Source organism: Rhizobium sp. PK7-22 (assembly GCF_056530405.1).
The window spans coordinates 1,178,211-1,200,974 of sequence record NZ_CP096514.1 but is presented as its reverse complement, the minus strand read 5'-3'; the positions used below and the strand labels follow the sequence as shown (position 1 = coordinate 1,200,974).

Sequence of the window (22,764 nt, the reverse complement as noted above, 5' to 3'; positions counted from 1 at the left end):
GCCAAGTTGAAGTCTCGTCCCACGGGAAGTCGACCGTGTAGGGAGTGTGCGTCCGCTATGTCCTTGTCCGCCGGCCTTTTTTTACGACAAAGCCAATCGCTGGTCATGACACCGCAACTGATGCAGTCCATCCAGCTGCTGCAGATGACGCATCTTGAGCTGAACAGATTCATTTCGCAAGAGATCGAGAAGAACCCGCTGCTCGAGCTGGCGGCCAGCGATGCGGCAGAGACGATCGACCCTTCCGCGCCCGAAGACTTCAGTGCGCGGGTGGACGCCGCCGCCGAAAACGTGTCCGCAGCCACGGGCGATGCGGATGGCGAATGGTACGGCACGCAGGCGGACGTCGGCGGCGCGCATCTGAACGAGAGCGATTCCGGCTTCGACAATCTCTTTCCCGACGACAAGCAGTCGACCAAGGCGGATGCGCCGGAGCTGCTCGGCCAGTGGAAATCCATGCCGGGCGCCGAGGGCGGAGACGACTACGATCTGGACGACTTCGTTGCCGGTCATGTGAGCCTGCGCGACCACCTGTCCCAGCAGATCCCCTTCCTGTTGCAGAGCGCCTCCGACAGGCTGGTCGCCCAGCATCTCATAGACTGCGTCGACGAGGCCGGATATTTCTGCGGCGAGCTTGCGGAGATCGCGGCCCGGCTGGGGCGTGAGCCGCAGCAGGTCGAGGATATCCTCCGGAGCCTGCAGTCGCTCGATCCGCCGGGCGTCATGGCGCGCTCGCTGCGCGAATGCCTCGCCATCCAGCTCAGGCAGCGCAACCGCTACGATCCGGCGATGGAAGCGCTCGTCAACCACCTCGATCTCCTCGCCCGGCGCGATTTCGCGATGCTGCGCCGCCATTGCGGGGTGGGCGACGAGGACCTTCTCGACATGCTGGCGGAGATCCGGGCGCTCAACCCGAAGCCGGGGGCGAACTTCCAGCGCAGCGCGTCCGAGACGATCTCGCCGGATGTGCTGATCTTTCCCGCAGCCGGCGGCGGCTGGAGGATCGAGCTCAACCCTGACACGCTTCCCCGCGTGCTGATCGACCGCGAGTATTTCCGGACGGTCTCGGCTTCCTGCGGTCGGCAGAAGGACGATCAGGCCTTTCTGTCGGACTGCATGCAGAGCGCCAACTGGCTCACCCGCAGCCTCGACCAGCGGGCAAAGACAATCCTGAAGGTGGCGACCGAAATCGCCCGCCAGCAGGATGCCTTCCTGACCCACGGCGTCGACCACCTGCGGCCGCTCAACCTGAAGACGGTGGCCGATGCCATCAAGATGCACGAGTCGACCGTCAGCCGCGTCACGTCCAACAAATACATGCTGACGCCACGCGGGCTCTTTGAGTTGAAGTACTTCTTTTCGGTGTCGATCGGATCTGCCGACGAGGGTGGCGACAGCCATTCGGCGGAAGCCGTGCGCCACCGGATCCGGGCGCTGATCGCGCAGGAAACGCCGGAGGCGGTGCTGTCCGACGACGACATCGTCGTCAGTCTCAAGAAGGGCGGCGTGGATCTTGCCCGCCGCACCGTCGCAAAATACCGGGAAGCGATGGACATCCCCTCCTCCGTCCAGCGGCGGCGGGAGAAGCGGGCGATGGCGAAGTTCGCGACGGCTTGAGCCTATTACTCAGCGGACCACGTAGCGGTCGGTGCGGTGGTTGATGGCAAGCGTCAGGTTCAATGTCGCTGCGGCGAGAACCGACAAGGCGATGACGACGGGGCTTGCGACCAGGAACGAGAGCGCCAGCACTACGAGATCCAGCCCGAGCTGAACGAAGCCGGCGCGCCAGCCGAAACGATCCTGCAGATAGAGCGCCAGAATGCCGAAGCCGCCGAGCGAGGCGCGGTGGCGGAAGAGCGCCAGCATGCCCGTGCCGATCAGCAGCCCGCCGAAAAGAGCGGCGGCGACCGGATGCACGTGCTCGAACGTGATCAGCGCCGGCAGGATCTCCGTCAGCAGCGAGGTGACGGCGACCGCCGCGAAGGTCTTGACGGTGAAGGCAAGCCCGAGGCGCCGGTAGGCGATCCAGTAGAAGGGCAGATTGAGAAGGAAGAAGACGAGGCCGAAGCTGAGGCCCATGGAATAGCGCAGCAGAAAGCCGAGGCCGGCGGTTCCACCGATCAGGAGGTGGGCGGCCGACAGCATGGTCACCCCGAGCGCTGCCAGCATGCTGCCGGCGACAATGCCCTGCACGTCCTCGATGACGGAATGGCGGTCGGGCGTGGAGGCCCAGAAGCCGATCGGTGACTTTTCTGCGCCTTCCTTCGTCATCAGCGCACCACGATATAGCGATCGGACCGGTGGTTGATCGCCAGGAAGACATTGAGAACCACGGCCCCGAGGAACGACCAGCCGACGATCTCCGGCGAAACGACGAAGAAGGCGCACGCCATGACGCAGAGATCGAAGGCGAGCTGGATGAGGCCCGCCTGAACGCCGAAGCGATCCTGAATGTAGATGGCGAGGATGCCGACGCCCCCGAGGCTTGCGCGATGCCTGTAGAGCGCCAGGAGCCCGTACCCGAGCAGCAGGCCACCCATGAGGGCCGCCCAGGCCGGGTGCAGATACTGGATCAGCAGGAACCGCTGCTCCAGCTCGGTGATCAGCGAGACGAGGCCGATGGCGACGAAGGTCTTGAAGGAGAAGGCCCAGCCGAGGCGCCGGAACGACAGATAGTAGAACGGCAGGTTGACGAGGAAAAACAAGAGACCGAAGGACATGCCGAAGGCATAGTGCAGCAGGAAGGCGACGCCGGCGGTGCCGCCGGTGAGCAGGCCGACCTGATTGAGGAAGTAGAAGCCAAGCGCCGCGACCAGCGCTCCGGTTGCCAGACCTTGTGTGTCCTCCAGCAAAGTGTGCTGCGAGGGATCCGCACTGTAGAACCCGAGGCTGCGCCTCTGGCCATGCTTCTGCTGCGCCACGTGATGCCCCGATCTGTTAGATGGTCAAACTGCCATAGAGCCTTGTCGTGCAGCGTTCAACGACCCACAGTGGCGGGTCCGTCAAAACGCAATATTGTACGCTCCGGCAGAGACTTCCGCGACAGAATCAATATGCCGTAGACGGGTTCGCCGCGGTCGAGCCGAATGTGCGTCCGCATCACCCCGGTGGTTTCGAGGCCGTGAAGCGCCAGGAGTTCGCGGACGTAGGCTTCCGAATGGGCGTAGCGCAGGGATTCGCGCAACTCAAAGCCCTGGTCTCCTGTCGCCTCCTCGAAGGAGAAGGCGAAGTGGCCACCGGGAACCAGGAGGTCCCTCACCAGTGGGAACAGAGTCTCGAGCGAACCCAGATACATCGCCACATCCGTCGCGGTGACGAGATCGGCGCGGTGTTGCGGGAGGTCTTCGCCGAAGAGACCCGATTGGGCCTCGGGCAGGCTGAGATCCGCCTGCGCCAGATGATCGTAGATGTTCTTCTGTTGCGCCTTGGCCAGCATGTTGGTGGAGAGATCGAAGCCCTCCAGGCGTTTCGTCACCGCCCGAATTTCGACTCCGAACAAACCGGTGCCGCAGCCCAGATCCACGGTGCGCTCGAATGGCCCCAGCCCGACGACCATGTCGGCCAGCTTGCCAGGGACGCTGTATGCCAGCTTCTCGACGAGGGCCTCGTCGAAGCGTTCGGCATAGGCATCGAACAGGCTCTCGACGTAGCGGCTCGGCGGCTGGTCCGGCACGTCGGCTGCCCCCAGAAGAGCAAGCTTCAGACGTGCGCCGAAGGCATCCTCGGCATCGAGGCTCAACACCTGCCGATAGGCGGCGATGGCACCGCCCAGCATGGCATTTTCTTCCCGATATTCGCCGAGCTGGAACCAGCCGGCCGCCCAGGACGGCGCAAGCTCCAGCGCCTGCTCGACAAGCTCTGCCGCCGCCGGCAGATCACCGGCTTCGGCGAGCATGCGTGCGTAATCGACGCGACGGTCGGCAATGGCATCGCCGGAGGATAACTGGCTGGGAAGCATGAATTGTCTCGAGAGGGTGCGGGTTCTTCGCCGAAGCCACCGACAAACACAAGTTCTATTTGAGGAGCATCGCCTTCAGCGCGGAGGAACGGGGTTGCGGGGGCGCGTCCTGCCGCTTATCTCTGCCTGCACAACGGAGATTCTGAGCATGGCGGAACGGGTTAATCGGGTTCTGGGCGATACGCCCGGACGGACGATCGTGAAACTGATCGTGGTCTCGCTGGTGGTCGGTTTCGTGATGGCCTTCTTCGGTCTCGACCCGTGGGACATCGTCTACAGCATCCGCAATTTCTTTCTCGACCTCTGGTACCAGGGCTTCAACGCGCTGGGCCGGGTTGGCGACTACCTGATCCTCGGGGCGACGATCGTCATTCCGATCTTCATCATCCTCAGGCTGATCAGCTACAGGCGCTAGGCATGTCAGACGCGATCCTCATGCCCTCCCGCCGGGGCATCCTCATCCTGTCGGGTCTTGGTCTCGTTCTCGCCGGCTGTTCGACCATGGGCGCCCTGACGTCGATCGACGGTGCCGAGGACGAAACCGCTGCCGCGCTGCCGCTCGTCAACCGGGTGCGCGCCGAGCGCGGACTGTCGCCACTTGCCGCCAAGGGTGCCGCACGCAGTGCGGCCGCCGAACAGGCGGTGCGGATGGCCAAGGCCGAGCAGATGTCGCATCTGATCGGACGCGGCGACGATTTCAAATCCCGTATGCAGCGTCGCGACGTGCCGCTGCCGGCGGCGGAAAACATCGCCAGCGGCCAGACCTCCGTGGAAGATGCCGTCGAGGCCTGGATCCGCTCGCGGAGCCATCTGACCAATATGCTCGGCACCTTCCAAGGGCTGGGCGTGGCCGTGGCCCGCTCCACCGCATCCCGCCCCTATTGGGCCATGGTCCTCTCCGCCTGATGAGCGCGACGGCCGAGGCGGCTCACGACACGCGGGGCTTTGCGGTCACCCACAGGCTGGTGCTGTCGATTGCCGTGCCGATGACGCTCGGCTTCCTGACGACACCTTTGCTCGGCCTCACCGACACGGCGGTGGTGGGACGGCTGGGCCAGCCGGAGGCGCTGGCGGGACTGGCCATCGGCGCGATCATCTTCGACCTCCTCTACGGCAGCCTCAGCTTCTTTCGCACCTCCACCACCGGGCTTGCGGCGCAGGCCTTCGGCCGCAACGATCCGCGCGAACTGCAGGCGGTGTTCTGGCGGGCGCTGCTCAGCGCCATCGGACTGGGCTTGCTCATGCTGCTTCTGGCGCCGGTCATCCTCGCGGTTGGACCGGAGCTGATGACGAGCGATGCCGACGTTGCGGAGGTGGTGCGCGGCTACTTCGGCATACGCGTGCTTTCCAGCCCCGCCACCTTCGTCAACTTCGCCGTGCTCGGTCTCATCTTCGGCCGTGGCAGGGCGATGCTCGGCCTTGCCCTGCAGATCCTGCTCAACGGCACGAACATCCTTGTCTCGGTCTATCTCGGCCTGGGCCTGGGCTGGGGGATTGCCGGCGTGGCCTGGGGCACGGTCGGCGCGGAATACCTCGCCGCAATCGTCGGGCTCGTCGTCGTGATGCGCGGCTTTCCCGCCGGCAGCCGGCCTGCACGCAGCGAGATCCTCGACCCGGCCAAGCTGAAGCAGCTTTTCCAGATGAACGCCGACATCCTGATCCGGTCGCTCGTCCTCAACGGCGCCTTCGTGATCATGACGCGGATCGGATCCAGCTTCGGGGCGGTGACGCTGGCGGCCAATGCGGTGCTGATCAACGTCTTCATGCTCTCGGCCTTCTTCCTCGACGGACTGGCGGGCGCCGCCGAGCAGCTTTCGGGACGCGCGGTCGGGGCCAACTTCCGTCCGTCCTTCGACCGGGCGCTGAAGCTGACGGCCGGCTGGTCGTTTGCCATGGCCGGCGTGCTCGGCGTCTTCTTCCTGGTGGCGGGCGTGCCGATCATCGCGGTGCTGACGACATCGGAGGAGGTAAGGCAGGCCGCCGCGCGCTATCTGCCCTGGGCCGCAATCACCGGCCTGACGGGAGCGCTGGCCTTCCAGATGGACGGCGTTTTCATCGGCGCCACCTGGTCGCGGGAGATGCGCAACATGATGCTGCTCTCGTTTGCCGCCTATTGCGCGGCGCTTGCGGTGCTGGTGCCGACGCTCGGCAACCACGGACTGTGGATGGCGATGAACCTGTTCCTGCTGACGCGCGGCCTTTTTCTGCTGGCGCTGGTGCCGCGCAAGACCGCTCAGAGCTTTCCGTCGGCCCAGTGACCGACGCGGCTGTCGCGCAGCTCGCGAACCGAGGCCACGCCTTCGTTATCGAGCAGGCGTGACATCCCGGACAGGATGCGGGCAGGCAGGCCGGGACCTTCGTAGACCATGCAGGAATAGAGCTGCACCAGATCGGCGCCGGCGCGGATCTTTTCCAGCGCGTCCTCGGCGCGGCCGACGCCGCCGACGCCGATGATCGGCATGGCCGGGCCAACGCGGCGGCGCATCTTCGCAAGCACTGTCGTCGAGAGCTTGAAGAGCGGCGCGCCGGACAGGCCGCCTGCCTCCTTCGCCTGCGTGGCATCGGTGAGGCCGTTCCGCGACAGGGTCGTGTTGGAGACGATCAGGCCATCCAGATCATGGGCGAGCGCTTCGGCCGCGATGTCGTCGAGACCCTCTTCCGGCAGGTCCGGGGCGATCTTGAGGAAGACCGGCAGCGGCCGTCCAAGACGGGTGGCTTCCTGCGCACGCGCGCCAAGGACCGCATCGAGCAGCGCCTTCAGGCTGTCGCGGGCCTGCAGGTCGCGCAGCCCGGGCGTATTGGGCGAGGATATATTGACGGTGAAATAGCTGGCGAAGGCGGCAAAGCGGCGGATGCCGGCAACATAATCGGCCACGCGGTCGTCGCTGTCCTTGTTGGCGCCGATGTTGACGCCGACGATGCCGCCGACACCCTGACGCGCCAGGAGCCTGGCATGGGCCGCGTCGTGGCCTTCGTTGTTGAAGCCGAGGCGGTTGATGACGGCGCGGTCGGCGGTCAGCCGGAAGATGCGCGGCTTCGGATTGCCGGCCTGCGGCTTCGGCGTCAGCGTGCCGACCTCGGTATGGCCGAAACCGAGACGCAGCAGCGCATCCGGGACTTCGGCGTTCTTGTCGTAGCCGGCGGCCATGCCGAGCGGATTGGGGAAGGACAGGCCGGCCACCGTCTGGGCAAGCCGCGGATCGGGCTTGAGCTGGCATGCCGGCATGAGGCCGCTCTTCAGGGCGGCGATCGACATGCCGTGGGCCGTTTCCGGGTCGAGAAGGAAGAGCCCCTGGCGGGCGAGATCCGAAAGGCGACCGATCATGCCATGTCCTCCGGGAAGCGATGCGCGCCGTCGGGTCCAAGCGGCAGCGGCCGCTCCCAGATCACCGCGTCGAGAGGAAGAGCGCCGTAGAGATGCGGAAAGAGATCACCGCCGCGGGAGGGTTCGAATTTCAGCGCCTCGCCGAGAGCCTCGGCGTCGACGGCGACCAGCATCAGGTCCTCGACGCCGGCAAAATGCAGCCGTGCGGTTTCGCGGGACTGGGTGGCGGTGGAGAGATGGATGTAGCCATCCTGCAGATCTATCGGCGCGCCGTCGAAGACGCCCTTTTCCCTTGCGGCCTGCCACAGAGTTGTCGGAACGATCTTGTAGACGATATGGGGCATGGGCAGCTTTCAATCAGGTGCTATGCTGTCAAACGACCTGCGGTTTGCCGCAAAGGCTGGCGCTTGTCCAGCCACAGACGAAGGACGACATGACGATGAGACCGCTGCTGCTATCACTGGTACTGCTGCCCGGCCTGGCGCTGGCGCAGGATGGCGAGACCTCGCGCTTCCAACTGGAAAGAACGGAGAGCGGCCTGGTGCGCCTGGACCGGCAGACCGGCGCGATGTCGCTCTGCCGCGAGGACAGCGGCACCCTCTCCTGCCGCATGGCCGCGGACGAACGCGTCGCCTATGAACAGGAGCTCGATCTCCTGGGCAAGCGGGTGACGGCACTGGAGGAAAGGCTGGCTGCAGAAGGCTCGTCGCGTGCTCTGCCGGGAGAAGCGGAGATCGAGCAGACGCTCGGGATCATGGAGCGCTTCATGCGGCGTTTCATGGCGATCATCGAAGATTTCACCGAGGACCGCCAGCCGCAGGATCCGGCGCCCAGCCGGACGTGATGAAGGGGTTTCCCGCCATCCCGGGCCACCGAACCCAGAGAGCTATTGTTTCCAGCGCCGTGGAAGCGTAGAAGAGGGAAGGCGACGTTGCGTCTATGCTCTTGGGAGGGAGCGTTAGAATGCAGACACTCACGATCATCATTGCAGACGACCATCCGCTGTTTCGCGGCGCCTTGAAACAGGCCGTTCAAGGTCTTTCCACCGATCTCACCATCATCGAAGCCGGAGATTTCAACGCCGCACGCGCCGCGGCGCAGAGCCATCGCGACGCGGACCTGTTGCTGCTCGACCTCGCCATGCCGGGCGTCAGCGGCTTTTCCGGGCTGATGTCGCTGAGGGCCGAATTCTCCGGACTGCCGATCGTGGTGGTCTCGGCCAGCGATGACGGCGCCACCATCCGCCGCTCATTGGAACTCGGCGCGTCGGGGTTCATCTCCAAATCCTCCGGACTCGACGACATCCGCACCGGCATCCATGCCGTTCTCGACGGCGACATCTGGGCGCCGGAAGGGCATGCGCCGATGGCCGACGAGGAGCCGGGCATCAGCGAACTGCTGGAGCGGCTGCGCACGCTGACGCCGCAGCAGAGCCGGGTGCTGAACATGCTGGGCGAAGGCCTGCTGAACAAGCAGATCGCCTATGAGCTCGGCGTGTCGGAAGCAACCATCAAGGCGCATGTGTCGGCTATCCTGCTGAAGCTCAACGTGGACAGCCGGACGCAGGCGGTGATCAAGCTCGGCAAGATCAACATGCCGCTCGTGGCGTAGAACCCTGCCGATCAAAAGAGGATTTTATTCCTCTCCGCTCTTTACCAGCCGCCCTGCATTGGCTAGATTTGCAACAACTGGCCCGCATTGCGGGCAGGTCGACTGCATTTGCGCGCAAGCCGGCAGTGTTGTCGGATCAGGACCAAGTCAGGGCGCGGGAAGCCGGCGGGACGCTACCGGACCTCGAGCCGGAGAACCTACGGCCATGCTGTCACACGAGACGATCTGGCACGCCCTCGACGCCCTCGCGGAGCGCCACAAACTGACCGCCTCGGGCCTTGCCCGCCGCGCCGGCCTCGATCCCACCTCGTTCAACAAATCGAAGCGGCACGGCCCGGACGGGCGATTGCGCTGGCCTTCCACCGAGTCGATCGCCAAGGTGCTGGAGGCGACCGGCGCCAGCGTCGAACAGTTTCTGAGCTACATCCCCTCCTCCCGTTCGGATCTGCCGGAAGGCGCATTCCCGCCGCAGATCGGGACCATCCCTCTCCTCGGGTTTGCCCAGGCGGGCGCCGGCGGCTTCTTCGACGACGGCGGCTTTCCCGCCGGCCAGGGCTGGGACGTGGTGGAATTTCCAGCCTCTCCGGCGCGCAAGTCGGGTGTCTATGCGCTGGAGGTGCAGGGGGATTCCATGATGCCGCTCTACCGCGACGGCGATGTGCTGATCGTGGAGCCGGGCGCACAGGTCCGGCGCGGCGACCGGGTGGTGGTCAAGACCCGCGACGGCGAGGTCATGGCCAAGATCCTGATGCGCCAGACGGCCAAGACCATCGAGCTGCACTCGCTCAACCCCGAGCACTCGAACCGCAGCCTGGACCTTGTCGAGGTGGAGTGGGTGGCACGGATCATCTGGGCAAGCCAGTAGAATGTAAGCTTTTCGGCTTCAGTAGAGGCCGTTGGGGAAGTAGCGCAGGTAGATATCCTGCAGGCGACCGTTGCGGGACAGAACAGCCAAGGCGTGATCGAAGGCTGCTGCCAGCGCGGCGTCGTCGGCCTGCAGCATGACGGCCAGCCCCTCGCCCAGGAACTGCTCAGAGAGATATGGTCCGCCGAAGAGTGCGCAGCATCCATCAGCGGCCTCGCCGGCGACCCAGAACGGCAGCCGGAGCCCGTCGGAGAACACGGCGTCCACCTTGCCTGCCTTCAGCGCCTCCAGCATGGCCTCGTAACTTTCGAAGGGCACAGGAACGATCTTCGGGAAGAAAGCCCTCAGCATCGCCGCATGCGCGGTATCCTTCACGACACCGACGGGTCTCCCGCTCAAGGCGTCCGGCCCCTCCCCGCTGATCGGCCTTGAGACAAGACGCGCAAAACGTGCCGGTACGGTCAGGTAGGGCCGTGAAAAAGCGAAGGTCTCCCGTCGTTCTGCGGTGATCGAGACTCCTGCCATCACCGCTTCCCCGGAGCCGTTTGCCAGCGCGTTTTCAAGGTCTTCGAATGGCATCGCCTGGATCTGGCATTTTGACTGGACATCCAGTTCGGCACAGATCTCTCGGGCCAGATCGACATTGAAACCGGACAGTCGACCAGTCTGGTCGGCAAAGTTAAAGGGCGGAAAATCAATCGTGGTGAGGATGCGCAGCCGCACGAGATTGGAGAGGTCCGGTCGTGGCAACCGCTCCCTGGCATCAAACAGCACCGGAAATTCGTGCTGATCGGCGCGTGCCGCGCCGGGGGTCAAAGAGGGTGTAAGCCCACAAGCAACAACAACCCAAAAGAGTGGTCTCCCCCATGTTTTCAGGGATGAAAGCAGAGGGTGCATTACTATGATCCAATTTGGGACAAGCCTGGTAACGATGGTGTATCAGAGACATGCGTCTGGGGGAATATCCGCATTCAGCAGGTTCCCCTGATGGCGCCTGCGAGCTTCAGCCGCGCGGCTCGACCGCAGGCGATCCGGTCGACCCGTCGCAGCCATCACTCGTTGACGATGAAGTCGCGGCCCTGCAGTCGCTCGGTTTTTCCAAGCCGCTGATCGAAAGCCTGTCGAAAAATGCGCGCCGGAACGGCACGACGCTCGAAAGCGAGCTGCTGCATCAACGGGGAGTCGAGGAAGGCGCCTACTACGGCGCCATGGCGCGGTTTCTGCGGCTTCCTTTTCTCGAGGCGATAGACGCCAGCACAGTGGTAGATACCGCAAACCTAGACACGCAGTTGCGGCGCCCGGCCATGGTGCGGCTCCACCATGCGCGGAAGGCACCGCAGGTGGCGATCGTTCCCGAGGCCAAGAGGCTGGGAGAGCTTGCGGCGGCGCTGATCAACCTGCCGATGCTGGGACAGGACCTGACAGTCACTACTCCCAAGGCGATCCGCAAGGCTGTCTGGGCGGCCGGCGCGATGCGCCGGGTCCGCGAGACCGTCGGCATGCTATCGCAGGACCAACCGCAGTTTTCCGCCCGTACGGTCGTCACCGGTTCCCAAGGCTTTGCTGCCGGGCTGATCGCGGCGCTCCTGGCTATCGCGCTTCTGGCCGCGCCGACGCTGATCCTGCCGGTGCTGCATCCGGTATTATCCTATCTCTACCTGGCAGCACTTGCTCTGCGTATCCTGGCGCTGATCCACCGCAAGCACGAGCAGCATGACGAACTGACGCCGGCGGCTGGTCCGCTTCCCACCTATACCGTGCTCATTGCGCTTTATCGGGAAGCCGCCGTCGCCGGCCAGCTGATCTCCTGCCTGAAGCGCCTGGACTGGCCGCCGTCGCTTCTCGACATCAAGCTGGTGTGCGAGGCGGATGATGGCGAAACACTGGATACGCTCCGGGACATGGCATTGCCACGCTACATGGAAATCGTCGAAGTGCCGGCCGCTCAGCCGCGCACCAAGCCGAAGGCGCTGAGCTACGCACTGGCCGGCGTGCGCGGCGAATATCTGGTGATTTATGACGCGGAGGACCGGCCCCACCCTGGCCAGTTGCGGGAAGCCCATGCGCGCTTCTGCAGCCTGCCGGCGGATGTCGCCTGCCTGCAGGCGCCGCTGGTCATCGCCAATGGCAGCTCGTCCTGGATCAGCGCCCTGTTCGCACTCGAGTATTCGGCGCTGTTTCGCGGACTGCTGCCAATGCTCGCCCATTACCGACTGCCTATGCCCTTGGGGGGAACGTCCAACCACTTCCGCACCGACCTTCTGAAACAGGCCGGCGGCTGGGATCCGTTCAACGTGACGGAGGATGCCGATCTCGGCCTCAGGCTCTTTCGCCTCGGCTACCGATCCGCCGTGCTGCGGCGGCAGACGCTGGAGGATGCGCCGGTCGGGCTGTCGATCTGGATGGGGCAGCGGACGCGCTGGTTCAAGGGCTGGGTGCAGACCTGGCTGGTGATGATGCGGCGGCCCCAGCAACTGCTGGGAGAAATGGGACTGCGCGGCTGCCTGATCTTCCACCTGATGATCGGTGGAATGCTGCTCTCGTCTCTGCTGCATCCGCTGATCCTCGTCTTCCTGACCCAAGGTGCCCTGGCGATGATGGCGGCACCGGCGAGCGGCATCCCTATCGGGGTGCTGGTGCTCTTCTGCGTCGACGCCTTCAACATCTTCGGCAGCTATCTCACCTTCGTCGCGCTCGGCATCGGTTCGATGACCGATCATGAAAAACGGCTGGTGGGCGGACGCTGGATGGCAGTGCCGCTCTACTGGATGATGACCTCGCTGGCCGCCTGGCGGGCCATCTTCGAACTACGGGCAAGGCCGTTTTTCTGGCAGAAGACGCCGCATGAACCGGCAAAATAGCAACCGGAGTCCGCCACAGAGCTGCCACAAATAAAGATTGGCGGGCCACTTCTCATCGCCTCGCGCGGCTCTATCTCACTGAGACTACACCACTTTTATTAGGATCTTCTCATGTCAGTACTTGTCAGCCTGCTCATTACCTTTCTCGTCGTCGTCCTCGTCCTCTACCTGATCGCACGCCTGCCCATCGACGGCCGCGCCAAGCAGATCGCCCAGGTCATCGTCATCATCATCGGCATCATTTCGCTGCTGCGCTACCTGGCGGTTTTCTAAGATACGCAGCCGAAATCGCGCCGAAAGGCGTCAGGGCAGCAGCAACTTTGAAAAAGGGCTGGAGCGGGTGAAGGGAATCGAACCCTCGTCGTCAGCTTGGGAAGCTGCTGCTCTACCATTGAGCTACACCCGCAACGGCGGGCAGAGTTCACCCAGTTCGCCGCGTCTGTCAAGCTTAGATCGATGACGATGCGGCGAGCTAGCCTGCCTCAGGCGAGGCGGAAATGCTTGGATAGCTTCAAGCCCTGAGCCTGGTAGTTCGAGCCGAGCCCGATACCGTACAGTGCTTCCGGCGGCTCCTGCATATACTCGTAGACGAGGCGGCCGACGATCTGGCCGTCTTCGAGGATGAAGGGGACCTCGTGGCTGCGCACCTCAAGGACCGCGCGGCTGCCGCGGCCGCCGGATGCGGCATGGCCGAAGCCTGGATCGAAGAAGCCGGCGTAGTGGACGCGGAACTCTCCCACCAGTGGATCGAAGGGCGTCATCTCGGCCGCGTAGAGCGGCGGCACGTGCACGGCCTCGCGCGAGACAAGGATGTAGAATTCGTCGGGATCCAGCACCAGCTCATTGCGGCCGCGGCTGAACAGAGGCTCCCAGAAATCGAAGACGTCGTGCTGGGCCTTCTTGTCGACATCGACGACGGCGGTGTGGTGCTTGCCGCGGTAGCCGATCAGGCCTTCCTTGTCGCCCGTCAGGTCGATCGATAGCGCGATGCCGCCGCCGCTGATGTTGGGTTCGCGCGACGCCACCAGCGTCTCTGCCTCGTGGAGCTGCAGCAGCTCCGGCTCGCTCAGCACGGCATTACCGGTGCGGAAGCGGATCTGCGACAGCCGCGAGCCGCGGCGCACGACGATCGGGAAGGTGCGCGGGCTGATTTCCAGGTAGAGCGGTCCGGAATAGCCGGCCGGGATCTTGTCGAACTCCTGGGCGTAATCGGTGATGACGCGGGTGAAGATGTCGAGCCGGCCGGTGGAGCTCTTCGGATTGGCGGACGCCGACATGGTCGCCGGCAGGTCGAGGCTTTCCATCAGCGGAACGATGTAGACGCAGCCGGTTTCCAGCACAGCGCCTTCTGACAGATCGATGACATGCAGCTTCAGCCTGTCCAGCTTGTCGGACACCAGGCTGTTGGGGCCCGGCATGAAGCTGGCCCGCACCCGGAACGCCTTGGCGCCAAGACGCAGGTCAAGGCTTGCCGGCTGAACCTGGTCGGTGTCCAGCGCCCGCTCGGACAGGAGCCGTCCGCTTTCGAACAGCGCCGCAATGGCCCGGTCCGCCAGAATGCCCGTGGTCCTCGTCATGATCTTTGTCCCTTCGCGTGCCGGGACAAAACCAAATGGCAGCCATTGACGCAAGCAAAGACCGAGAGTAAGGCAGATTTATCCCGTGGTGATTTGGCCGGTCGGCTTGCAGCCACGTTAAACAAATGGCTAAAAAGACCGGGGTGAGACCGGTCTGCTTATGCACGGCCGGTTTTTTTGTGTCTGAAAGGTGCAAAGCGCATGACCCAGAATTGGCGCCCCGCAACGCAGCTCGTCCACGGCGGCACGCTGCGGTCGCAATACGGCGAGACGTCGGAAGCGATCTACCTCACGCAGGGCTTCGTCTACGAGACGGCCGAAGCCGCCGAAGCCCGCTTCAAGGGCGAGACCGAGGGCTTCATCTATGCGCGCTACGGCAGCCCGACCAACGATATGTTCGAGAAGCGGATGTGCATGCTGGAAGGTGCCGAGGAGGCCCGCGCCACCGCGTCGGGCATGGCCGCCGTTGCCGCCGCGATCCTCTGCCAGTTGAAGGCGGGAGACCATATCGTCGCCGCCCGCGCGCTGTTCGGATCCTGCCGCTGGGTGGTGGAGACGTTGGCGCCGAAATACGGCATCGAATGCACGCTGGTCGACGGGCGCTCCCTAGAGAACTGGGAAAAGGCGATCCGCAAGAACACCAAGGTGTTCTTCCTGGAGAGCCCGACCAATCCGACGCTGGAGGTGATCGATATCGCGGGTGTCGCCATGCTCGCCAACCAGATCGGCGCCAAGGTCGTCGTCGACAACGTGTTTGCGACGCCGCTCTTCCAGAAGCCGCTCGAGCTCGGCGCCCATATCGTCGTCTATTCGGCGACCAAGCACATCGACGGCCAGGGCCGCTGCCTCGGCGGCGTCGTGCTCTCCGACAGCGAATGGGTGACGGAGCACCTGCAGGACTATTTCCGCCATACGGGCCCCGCCATGTCGCCGTTCAACGCCTGGACCCTCCTGAAGGGCATCGAGACGCTGCCGCTGCGGGTGCGCCAGCAGACGGAAAGTGCGGCCAAGATCGCAGACTTCCTGGCCGACCAGAGCAAGGTCGCGCGGGTCATCTATCCAGGCCGGGCAGACCATCCGCAGGCTGAGATCATCGCCAAGCAGATGACCGGCGGCTCGACGCTGGTCTGCCTGGAATTGAAGGGCGGCAAGGAAGCGGCCTTCGCGCTGCAGAACGCGCTGGAGGTGGTGAAGATCTCCAACAACCTCGGCGACGCCAAGAGCCTGATCACCCATCCGGCAACGACGACGCACAAGAACCTGACGGACGAGGCCCGCGCCGAACTCGGCATTTCGGCGGGCACGCTGCGGCTCTCGGCAGGCATCGAGGACAGCCAGGATCTGCTCGAGGACTTTGCCCGCGCCCTGGAGAAGGTGCCGGCCTGAGATGGCGGATAACCGGGGCAAGTTAACGCTTCCGGTTATCCTTAACTCCGGAAATGTCTCGAAAACGGACGGACGGGCGCCCGTGGTGGTTTCAGTTTCCTTGACGCGCCGGGGAAGCTGTACGATACCGACTACAGTTCACTGAGAGCGCCGCGTCATGTATCGGGCCCGTACACGAGATATCGAAGTCGCCGTGGAAACCTATTACCTGGAGGAGCAATCCTGCCCGGAGGACAGCCGCTATGTCTGGGCTTACCACATCGTCATCGAGAACCATTCGACGCTGACGGTTCGGCTGACGCATCGCTACTGGCACATCACCGACCAGAGCGGCCTCGTCGACGAGGTCGAGGGGCCGGGCGTCGTCGGAGAGCAGCCGAAGCTGGGTCCCGGGGACACCTATGAGTATTCCTCCGGCTGCCCGCTCGACACGCCATCCGGCGTGATGTTCGGCCACTACCGCATGGAGACGGATGACGGAGAAAGCTTCGACGTCGCCATCCCCGCCTTTTCCCTCGACTCTCCCGGCCTGCTGCGCGTGCTGAACTAGCAGGCGATTGCCTCACGGCAGGAATGTCTTCCAGTCAGGCAGCCTCGAATTCGTCCGCCCGATACTTGTAGGTGGTCGAGCAGAATTCGCAGGTGACGGCAACCTCGCCATCCTCCAGGCTGTCGGTGATCTCCTGGGCGCTGAAGCCATCCAGAACGCCCTTGATCTTGTCGCGCGAGCAACTGCACTGGTCGGCGACCGCCTGCGGCTGGTAGACCCGCACGCCACGCTCGTGGAAGAGCCTGAACAGCAGGCGCTCGATCGGCACCTGCGGATCGGTCAGTTCGTCCGTATCGATCGTTTCCAGCATCATGCGGGCTTCCGCCCAGGAATCGTCATCGGGCTGATCGTCTTCGCGCATGTCGCCATCGCCGCCGTGGAGATCGGGCTGGCGCAGGCGATCCGACGACGGCGGCAGGAACTGGGCAACGACGCCGCCGGCCCGCCAGTTGTGGCGCGGCTTGCCATCGACATCGCGATCGAAAAGCTCCGCAACGCCGAGGCGCACCTTGGTCGGAATCTGCTCGGACTGCCGGAAGTAGACACCGGCGATCTCCTCCAGCGACGATCCGTCGAGCGGCACGATGCCCTGATAGGGATGCATGCCGCGGCCGTGGTCGATGGTGAAGGCCAGCACCCCTTCGCCCAGCAGGTCCTCCGGAGAGGTTTCCCCGGCGGCCACCGCGGCTTCCAGGGCTTCCTCGTCATAGCGGGCGTAGGCACGCAGGCTGCCCGGGGTGGAGAAGTCTGCGACCAGCAGATCGACCGGTCCGTCGCCCCTGGTCTGGACGGTAAATTTGCCCTCGAACTTGAGCGAGGTGCCCAGCAGTGCTGTCAGAGCGATGGCTTCTGCCAGCAGGCGCGCGACCGGGGCCGGATAGTCGTGGCGTGCCAGAATGCTATTCAGCAACGGGCCAAGCTGCACGGCCCGACCGCGCACATCCAACCCGTCAACCTGGAACGGGACGACCTTGTCGTCGCCGGCAAGATCCAGATCGGTGATTTCAACGGTGGCTTCCGTCATGGTTTGCTCCTTCGCGCCGACCAGTTCAGCTTCTACACAGGCGCAGGCTCGTGCGGAACCGCTGCGGTGGAAAAAGATGTCGGCAATGGATGTGGGGCCGCCCGTCGGGGCAGCATTTGCGAAAGGCGATAAATGGGATCGATTTTCGCGAAAATCAAGCCAACGGCTCAGACGGCGCCGAAGCACCAGGCCAGGATGGACTTCTGCGCGTGCAACCGGTTTTCCGCCTCGTCGAACACCACCGACTGCGGTCCGTCGATCACCTCGTCCGTCACCTCTTCGCCGCGATGCGCCGGGAGGCAATGCATGAAGAGCGCATCCTTGCCCGCCTGCTTCATCAGCTGGGCGTTGACCTGGAACGGCTGAAAGATATTGTGACCGCGCGCCTTGTGCTCCTGGTTCATGGAGATCCAGGTGTCGGTCACGACACAGTCAGCACCGGCAACGGCGCGCTCGGCATCATGGTAGAGCATGATCTCGCCGCCATTGTTGCGCGCCCAGTTGAGGATCCGGTCGGAGGGCTCGGAGCCCATCGGCACGGCCATGTTCATGCGATATCCGAACCGGGCCGCACCTTCGACGAGGGAATGCAGAACATTGTTGCCGTCGCCGGTCCAGGCAATGGTCTTGCCGGCGACCGGGCCGCGGTGTTCCTCGAAGGTCATGATGTCGGCCATGATCTGGCAGGGATGGGTGTCATCCGTCAGCGCATTGATGACCGGGACCGTGGCATGCTCGGCCATTTCCAGCATGCGCGCGTGGTCGGTGGTACGGATCATGATCGCATCGACGTAACGCGAAAGTACCTTTGCGGTGTCGCCGATCGTCTCGGCGCGGCCGAGCTGCATCTCGGTGCCGGAGAGGAAGAGCGTTTCGCCGCCCAGCTGGCGCATGCCGACATCGAAGGAGACGCGGGTGCGGGTCGACGGCTTCTCGAAGATCATCGCCAGCATCTTGCCAGCCAGCGGCTTGTCGGCCGTGCCGGCCTTGGTTGCCTGCTTGCGCACGCGCGCATCATCGATGATGGCGCGCAGATCGGCGGAAGAAACGGCGGAAAGATCGAGAAAGTGCTTTGGTGACGCCATGTCCAGTCAGTGAGGGCAGAGCCCTCGACTCCTTACGCTGATTTCTTCAGGGCCGATTTGCCGAGCGCTTCGGCCGCGCGCTCAATGCGGGCGAGGCCTTCACGCGCCTCTTCCGCGGTGATCACCAGCGGCGGCAGAAGCCGGATGACGTTGTCGCCGGCCGGCACGCCGAGGAGATGCTCGTCGCGCATGGCCATCAGCAGCTCGGCGTTGGGCACTTTCGTCCGGATGCCGAGCATCAGGCCCTCGCCGCGGATCTCGTCTATGATGTCCGGGAAGCGGTCCTTGAGGCTTTCGAGGCCCTGGCGGAACACCAGCGCCACGTCGCGCACATGCTCGAGGAAATCATCGGCCAGGATAACGTCCAGCACCGCGTTGCCGACGGCCATGGCCAGCGGGTTACCACCGTATGTGGTGCCATGGGTGCCGGGCTTCATGCCGCTTGCGGCCTCTTCGGTGGCAAGGCATGCGCCCAGCGGGAAGCCGCCGCCAATGCCCTTGGCGACAGCCATAATGTCCGGCGTGATGCCGGCCCACTCATGGGCGAAGAGCTTGCCGGTCCGGCCGACGCCCGACTGCACCTCGTCGAGGATCAGCAGCAGTCCGTGGTCGTCGCACAGCTGCCGCAGCGTGCGCAGGAATTCCTTGGATACCAGGCGGACGCCGCCTTCGCCCTGGATCGGCTCGATCAGGATTGCCGCCGTTGCATCGGTGATCGCGGCCTTCAGGGCGTCGAGATCATCGAAGGGGACCTGGTCGAAGCCCTCGACCTTCGGGCCGAAGCCTTCGAGATACTTCGGCTGGCCGCCGGCGGCGATGGTGGCCAGCGTGCGTCCGTGAAAGGCGCCTTCAAAGGTGATGATATGGAAGCGCTCGGGGTGACCGTTGACGTACTGATAGCGCCGCGCCGTCTTGATGGCGCATTCGAGCGCCTCGGCGCCAGAGTTGGTGAAGAACACCTTGTCGGCAAAGGTAGCTTCCGCCAGCCGCCGCGCCAGCTGTTCCTGCCCCGGAACGTCGTAGAGGTTTGACAGGTGCCAGAGCTTTCCCGCCTGCTCCTTCAGCGCGCCCACGAGATGCGGGTGCGCGTGGCCAAGCGAGTTCACGGCGATGCCCGCCGCGAAATCCATGTAGCGCTCGCCGCCTTCCGTCGTCAGCCATACCCCTTCGCCGCGCTCGAAACGCAGCGGTGCGCGGTTGTAGGTCTCGTACAGTGCGGGTTCAGCCATGGCAGCACCATTCCTTCATCGATCGCGGCCTCTGGGAAACGGCGGCCAAATCAAAAATGCCGCCCCTGAGGGCGGCGCGGGCACTATCCCCATTTCGCCGATAGATGTCAACAAATCCACATTCTCGTACGACCGGACACATTGTGACAAATATGACTCGCCTAACCAGCAAGTTGGGGAAAACCCTGAAAACGATTCGCAGGGATTCCCGCGACTCTTGCCACGGAGTCTGCCGACCAGTAGTTTGCAATCAACAACTAGACTGCATGCGGCGGAACTAGTCACCTAAAGCCTATATATAGTGGCTGGCGCGAAATGATACTCGCGCCAACGGTGAGGGATTCTGCATGCCATACGTTCAAAAGGCGGAGAACGGGCATGAATTGGACAGACGAGCGCGTTGAAAGGCTGAAGAGGCTCTGGGCCGAAGGCCTCAGCGCCAGCCAGATCGCTGCACAACTGGGCGGCGTCAGCCGCAATGCCGTCATCGGCAAGGTTCACCGGCTAAACCTGCCAGGACGCGCGAAGGCCGGCGGATCATCCGCCGCAACGCGTACCGCCAAGCGCGTCACCGCTGCCCCTGCCCGCCCGGCCAACTATCCGGCCCGCGTCGCCACCCGCCCGGTCGCCCGCACCGTTGGTGCCAACGCCCTCAAGGAAGAGGTCGATGGCGTACCGCAGGTGCAGTACGTCCCGTCCACCAACGTGGTGGTGCCGATTTCCCGCAAGCTGACATTGACGGACCTGACCGAGCGCACCTGCAAGTGGCCGGTCGGCGACCCGCTGAAGGACGACTTCCACTTCTGCGGCGTCGATGCAGCCGATGCCTCACCCTACTGCGGCTACCACGCCAAGCTGGCCTACCAGCCGGTCGCCGAACGCCGCAGAGCCGCGGCTGCCCGCGGCTGAGACCGACAGGCAGAAGTACAGGAAGCGGGCCCCGGCCCGCTTTTTTTTGTTTCGTCTGCGGAGGGTGAGGAAGATGAAGAGGGCCGACGCTTTTGCGTGGCCCGGTTCCATCCGCATCAGAAGCGGACGGTGAACTGGCTGCCCTTGCCGACTTCGGAGGTGACGATCAGGCGGGCGCGGTGGCGGGTGAGAATGTGCTTCACGATCGCAAGGCCGAGGCCCGTTCCCTTCTTGGAGCGGCTGTCGGCAACGCTGACGCGGTAGAAGCGCTCCGTCAGGCGCGGAACATGCTCGGAGGGTATGCCCGGCCCGTGATCGATCACGGTGACTTCCACAGGGCGCGCCTCGACCGCCTTCAGATAGACATCGACGCGCTTGCCCTCCTGGCCATATTTGCAGGCGTTTTCCATCAGGTTTTCGAACACCTGGACGAGCTCGTCCCGATCGCCGGTCACCTCCACCGGACCGGCGGGCAGGTGCAGGTGGATTTCCACGCCCAGCTCCTCGGCCAGAGGCACAAGCGAGTCGCGGACATGAGAGAGCACGGGGACCAGGTCCACCTTGCATTCGGGCGCCACATTCGCCTTCAGCTCCAGTCTCGAGAGCGACAGGAGATCATCGACCAGACGGCTCATGCGGGTCGACTGGTCCAGCATGATAGCCAGGAAGCGTTCATGCGCCTTGGGATCGGATTTGGCCGGACCCTGTAGGGTCTCGATGAAGCCGCGCAGCGACGCCAGCGGCGTGCGCAACTCGTGACTGGCATTGGCCACGAAATCACTGCGCATCTGATCCAGCCTTCGCAACTCCGAGATGTCGCGAAAGCAAAGGAGATAGAGCTGGCCAGCATCGGGGCGCTTCAGATCGATCGGCGCTATGCGGACCATGTAGACCTGCTGCGATGGCAACCGCTCTGCATGTTCGATCTGGTTCGGTCGCCCGGTCGTCAGCGTTTCGCGCACCATGTCGAGAACAGCGGGCGAGCGCAGCCTTGCCGAAACATGCACGCCCATGGGCAGGGCGCCGAGCAGGCGATCGGAGGCACGGTTCTGGAACAGGACATTTGCCTCCTGATCGAGAAGCAGGGCTGGCGTCTCCAGCGCATCGATGGTGGCTGCAATTTCTGCGAGGGGCTTCAGGTGATCCGGCTCTGCCTCTGTCTGCGGCGATGCCCTCTCCGGCTCCGGCGTGCGCTGGTCGCCGACCAGCGTCAGCCCGACCAGGCAGAACCAGCCGAGCGCCGCCTGCCATGCCGGCACCCCGGCGAAGGCAGCGAGGACGGCAGAGATCGACAGCGCAAGGACCAGTGGCCAGCTGCCGCCGAACCGCTTGTTCAACCAAGTCCCCCATTCGGATGCCATGAACGATCCCTCCCCCGATCCAAATCTCGGCTCTTAGACCGCTTGGATGACAGATATACATCGACGACCGGTGGATGAAGGATAAATTGGGTGACTTGTCACAGCTTCGCGCGTTGTGACCGATCAAAGGAGTACTATCGATGAGCAGCAGCAAGCAGGACCGCACGGTCGAACTCGACATCGGCGGGCGCAAGCGCGCCTTCGACATCGACGATCCGAAACTGCCTGACTGGGTCCATGACGCTGCACTCGGTTCCGAGGGATATCCCTATGACGAGAAGATGGACAAGGATGACTACAAGAAGACGCTGGAGGACCTGCAGATCGAGCTGATCAAGCTGCAGTTCTGGCTGAACGCCACCGGCAAGCGGATGATGTCGCTGTTCGAGGGGCGTGATGCAGCCGGCAAGGGCGGCACCATATTTTCCATCCGCGCCTATCTGAACCCGCGTTCCGCCCGTATCGTGGCCCTGCCCAAGCCCACGGAAACGGAAGCCGGCCAATGGTATTTCCAGCGTTATGTGGCGCATTTCCCGTCTTCGGGTGAAGCCGTGCTGTTCGACCGCTCCTGGTACAACCGAGGAGTCGTCGAGCCGGTCATGGGCTTCTGCACGCCGGACGAATGCAAGAAGTTCCTGAAGGAGACGCCCCACTTCGAAGAGATGATCGTCGACGACGGCATCCACTTCTTCAAGTTCTGGCTCAACATCGGGCGCGAGATGCAGCTGAAGCGGTTTCATGACCGACGCCACGATCCGCTGAAGATCTGGAAGCTCTCACCGATGGACGTCGCGGCGTTGACGAAGTGGGACGACTACACCAAGGCGCGCGACCGGATGCTGGAGAAGACACACAGTGCCCAGGCGCCGTGGATGGTGGTGAAGGCGAACGACAAGCGTCGCGCGCGCATCAATGTCATCCGCCATCTCCTGCTGTCGATCGACTACGAGGGGCGCGACAAGAAGGTGATCGGCGAGATCGACGACCGCATCATCGGCGAGGGACCCGCCTTCCTCGACTGAG

At 64.0% G+C, this 22,764-nt stretch carries 24 protein-coding genes, 1 tRNA gene and 1 riboswitch; of the genes, 13 read left to right on the top strand and 12 right to left on the bottom strand.

All coding sequences use genetic code 11. The annotated features are described in order from the left end of the window. The first annotated feature begins 57 nt into the window (after positions 1-57). Positions 58-1,617 carry an RNA polymerase factor sigma-54 gene (gene rpoN, locus M1E10_RS10535; RefSeq protein WP_499176295.1) on the top strand — a complete coding sequence of 520 codons (1,560 nt, stop codon included), beginning with the start codon at positions 58-60 and terminating at the stop codon, positions 1,615-1,617. Positions 1,618-1,626: 9 nt separating this feature from the next. Here the strand turns inward: rpoN and M1E10_RS10530 are convergent, their stop codons facing one another. Genes M1E10_RS10530 through M1E10_RS10520 form a run of 3 tightly spaced genes read right to left on the bottom strand, consistent with a single transcriptional unit; the run spans position 1,627 to position 3,958 of the window. Beyond that, positions 1,627-2,271: a YitT family protein gene (locus tag M1E10_RS10530; protein WP_499176294.1), complete on the bottom strand. Its 645-nt coding sequence runs from the start codon at positions 2,269-2,271 to the stop codon at positions 1,627-1,629. Further along, complete coding sequence (locus M1E10_RS10525; protein ID WP_499176293.1) at positions 2,271-2,921, bottom strand: YitT family protein; 651 nt, start codon at positions 2,919-2,921, stop codon at positions 2,271-2,273. The genes M1E10_RS10530 and M1E10_RS10525 overlap by 1 nt, the downstream gene beginning before the upstream one ends. Positions 2,922-2,977: 56 nt before the next feature. Further along, positions 2,978-3,958 (bottom strand): class I SAM-dependent methyltransferase, encoded by a 981-nt coding sequence (locus tag M1E10_RS10520; RefSeq protein WP_499176292.1) that lies wholly within the window; start codon positions 3,956-3,958, stop codon positions 2,978-2,980. Positions 3,959-4,106: 148 nt separating this feature from the next. On the opposite strand from M1E10_RS10520, the gene M1E10_RS10515 reads away from it, so the two are divergent. From M1E10_RS10515 to M1E10_RS10505, 3 genes are read left to right on the top strand one after another with little or no spacing between them, the layout of a single operon-like run. Beyond that, positions 4,107-4,373, top strand: coding sequence for a DUF6460 domain-containing protein (locus M1E10_RS10515; protein WP_499176291.1), 267 nt, complete (start codon positions 4,107-4,109; stop codon positions 4,371-4,373). Between the two features lie 2 nt (positions 4,374-4,375). Further along, the gene (locus M1E10_RS10510) at positions 4,376-4,864 is read left to right on the top strand and encodes a CAP domain-containing protein (protein WP_499176290.1); all 489 of its coding nucleotides are present in this window, start codon (positions 4,376-4,378) and stop codon (positions 4,862-4,864) included. After that, the gene (locus M1E10_RS10505) at positions 4,864-6,216 is read left to right on the top strand and encodes an MATE family efflux transporter (protein WP_499176289.1); all 1,353 of its coding nucleotides are present in this window, start codon (positions 4,864-4,866) and stop codon (positions 6,214-6,216) included. The genes M1E10_RS10510 and M1E10_RS10505 overlap by 1 nt, the downstream gene beginning before the upstream one ends. On the opposite strand, the gene M1E10_RS10500 is transcribed toward M1E10_RS10505, so the two are convergent. Both M1E10_RS10500 and M1E10_RS10495 read right to left on the bottom strand, forming a co-directional pair. Next, positions 6,192-7,283, bottom strand: a complete 1,092-nt coding sequence (locus M1E10_RS10500; RefSeq protein WP_499176288.1) for a dihydroorotate dehydrogenase — start codon at positions 7,281-7,283, stop codon at positions 6,192-6,194. The genes M1E10_RS10505 and M1E10_RS10500 overlap by 25 nt on opposite strands. After that, positions 7,280-7,627, bottom strand: coding sequence for a DUF952 domain-containing protein (locus M1E10_RS10495; RefSeq protein ID WP_499176287.1), 348 nt, complete (start codon positions 7,625-7,627; stop codon positions 7,280-7,282). Before M1E10_RS10495 ends, M1E10_RS10500 begins: the two co-directional genes overlap by 4 nt. Positions 7,628-7,716: 89 nt before the next feature. On the opposite strand from M1E10_RS10495, the gene M1E10_RS10490 reads away from it, so the two are divergent. The 3 genes from M1E10_RS10490 to M1E10_RS10480 all read left to right on the top strand — a co-directional run bounded on the left by M1E10_RS10490 (position 7,717) and on the right by M1E10_RS10480 (position 9,759). Then, positions 7,717-8,127 carry a hypothetical protein gene (locus M1E10_RS10490; RefSeq protein ID WP_499176286.1) on the top strand — a complete coding sequence of 137 codons (411 nt, stop codon included), beginning with the start codon at positions 7,717-7,719 and terminating at the stop codon, positions 8,125-8,127. Positions 8,128-8,246: 119 nt separating this feature from the next. Continuing rightward, positions 8,247-8,894: a transcriptional regulator gene (locus M1E10_RS10485; protein WP_499176285.1), complete on the top strand. Its 648-nt coding sequence runs from the start codon at positions 8,247-8,249 to the stop codon at positions 8,892-8,894. Between the two features lie 205 nt (positions 8,895-9,099). After that, positions 9,100-9,759: a S24 family peptidase gene (locus tag M1E10_RS10480; RefSeq protein ID WP_499176284.1), complete on the top strand. Its 660-nt coding sequence runs from the start codon at positions 9,100-9,102 to the stop codon at positions 9,757-9,759. Between the two features lie 18 nt (positions 9,760-9,777). Here the strand turns inward: M1E10_RS10480 and M1E10_RS10475 are convergent, their stop codons facing one another. Continuing rightward, entirely contained in the window at positions 9,778-10,656 is an 879-nt protein-coding gene (locus tag M1E10_RS10475; protein WP_499176283.1) for a type 2 periplasmic-binding domain-containing protein, read from the bottom strand. Between the two features lie 50 nt (positions 10,657-10,706). On the opposite strand from M1E10_RS10475, the gene M1E10_RS10470 reads away from it, so the two are divergent. Further along, positions 10,707-12,620, top strand: coding sequence for a glycosyltransferase family protein (locus tag M1E10_RS10470; protein WP_499176282.1), 1,914 nt, complete (start codon positions 10,707-10,709; stop codon positions 12,618-12,620). A 111-nt stretch (positions 12,621-12,731) separates the two neighbouring features. Beyond that, positions 12,732-12,893, top strand: coding sequence for a Thivi_2564 family membrane protein (locus tag M1E10_RS10465; protein WP_102248574.1), 162 nt, complete (start codon positions 12,732-12,734; stop codon positions 12,891-12,893). A gap of 59 nt (positions 12,894-12,952) precedes the next feature. Here M1E10_RS10465 and M1E10_RS10460 read toward each other — a convergent pair. Both M1E10_RS10460 and M1E10_RS10455 read right to left on the bottom strand, forming a co-directional pair. After that, positions 12,953-13,026, bottom strand: a tRNA-Gly gene (locus tag M1E10_RS10460). A 76-nt stretch (positions 13,027-13,102) separates the two neighbouring features. Continuing rightward, the gene (locus tag M1E10_RS10455; RefSeq protein WP_499176281.1) at positions 13,103-14,197 is read right to left on the bottom strand and encodes a 2'-deoxycytidine 5'-triphosphate deaminase; all 1,095 of its coding nucleotides are present in this window, start codon (positions 14,195-14,197) and stop codon (positions 13,103-13,105) included. A 75-nt stretch (positions 14,198-14,272) separates the two neighbouring features. Continuing rightward, positions 14,273-14,351: riboswitch (SAM riboswitch) on the top strand. A 47-nt stretch (positions 14,352-14,398) separates the two neighbouring features. Here M1E10_RS10455 and M1E10_RS10450 point away from each other — a divergent pair. Together M1E10_RS10450 and apaG are read left to right on the top strand one after the other, a co-directional pair. Beyond that, on the top strand, positions 14,399-15,583 hold the full coding sequence (locus tag M1E10_RS10450; RefSeq protein WP_499176280.1) for an O-succinylhomoserine sulfhydrylase: 1,185 nt from the start codon (positions 14,399-14,401) through the stop codon (positions 15,581-15,583). A gap of 157 nt (positions 15,584-15,740) precedes the next feature. After that, positions 15,741-16,133 (top strand): Co(2+)/Mg(2+) efflux protein ApaG, encoded by a 393-nt coding sequence (apaG, locus tag M1E10_RS10445; protein ID WP_499176279.1) that lies wholly within the window; start codon positions 15,741-15,743, stop codon positions 16,131-16,133. A 34-nt stretch (positions 16,134-16,167) separates the two neighbouring features. Here the strand turns inward: apaG and M1E10_RS10440 are convergent, their stop codons facing one another. From M1E10_RS10440 to M1E10_RS10430, 3 genes are all read right to left on the bottom strand, one after another. Beyond that, positions 16,168-17,157 carry an Hsp33 family molecular chaperone HslO gene (locus M1E10_RS10440; protein ID WP_499176278.1) on the bottom strand — a complete coding sequence of 330 codons (990 nt, stop codon included), beginning with the start codon at positions 17,155-17,157 and terminating at the stop codon, positions 16,168-16,170. A 167-nt stretch (positions 17,158-17,324) separates the two neighbouring features. After that, entirely contained in the window at positions 17,325-18,242 is a 918-nt protein-coding gene (gene argF, locus M1E10_RS10435) for an ornithine carbamoyltransferase (RefSeq protein ID WP_499176277.1), read from the bottom strand. Positions 18,243-18,274: 32 nt separating this feature from the next. Beyond that, the gene (locus tag M1E10_RS10430; RefSeq protein WP_499176276.1) at positions 18,275-19,471 is read right to left on the bottom strand and encodes an aspartate aminotransferase family protein; all 1,197 of its coding nucleotides are present in this window, start codon (positions 19,469-19,471) and stop codon (positions 18,275-18,277) included. Between the two features lie 378 nt (positions 19,472-19,849). Between M1E10_RS10430 and M1E10_RS10425 the strand changes: the two genes are divergently transcribed. Beyond that, a complete protein-coding gene (locus M1E10_RS10425) occupies positions 19,850-20,380 on the top strand; it encodes a GcrA family cell cycle regulator (RefSeq protein WP_499176275.1) in 531 nt (176 codons plus the stop codon). A gap of 116 nt (positions 20,381-20,496) precedes the next feature. Here M1E10_RS10425 and phoR read toward each other — a convergent pair whose 3' ends face one another. Continuing rightward, positions 20,497-21,741: a sensor histidine kinase gene (phoR, locus tag M1E10_RS10420; protein WP_499176274.1), complete on the bottom strand. Its 1,245-nt coding sequence runs from the start codon at positions 21,739-21,741 to the stop codon at positions 20,497-20,499. 140 nt (positions 21,742-21,881) lie between these two features. On the opposite strand from phoR, the gene ppk2 reads away from it, so the two are divergent. After that, positions 21,882-22,763 (top strand): polyphosphate kinase 2 family protein, encoded by an 882-nt coding sequence (gene ppk2, locus M1E10_RS10415; RefSeq protein ID WP_499176272.1) that lies wholly within the window; start codon positions 21,882-21,884, stop codon positions 22,761-22,763. The last annotated feature ends 1 nt before the right edge of the window (position 22,764 follow it).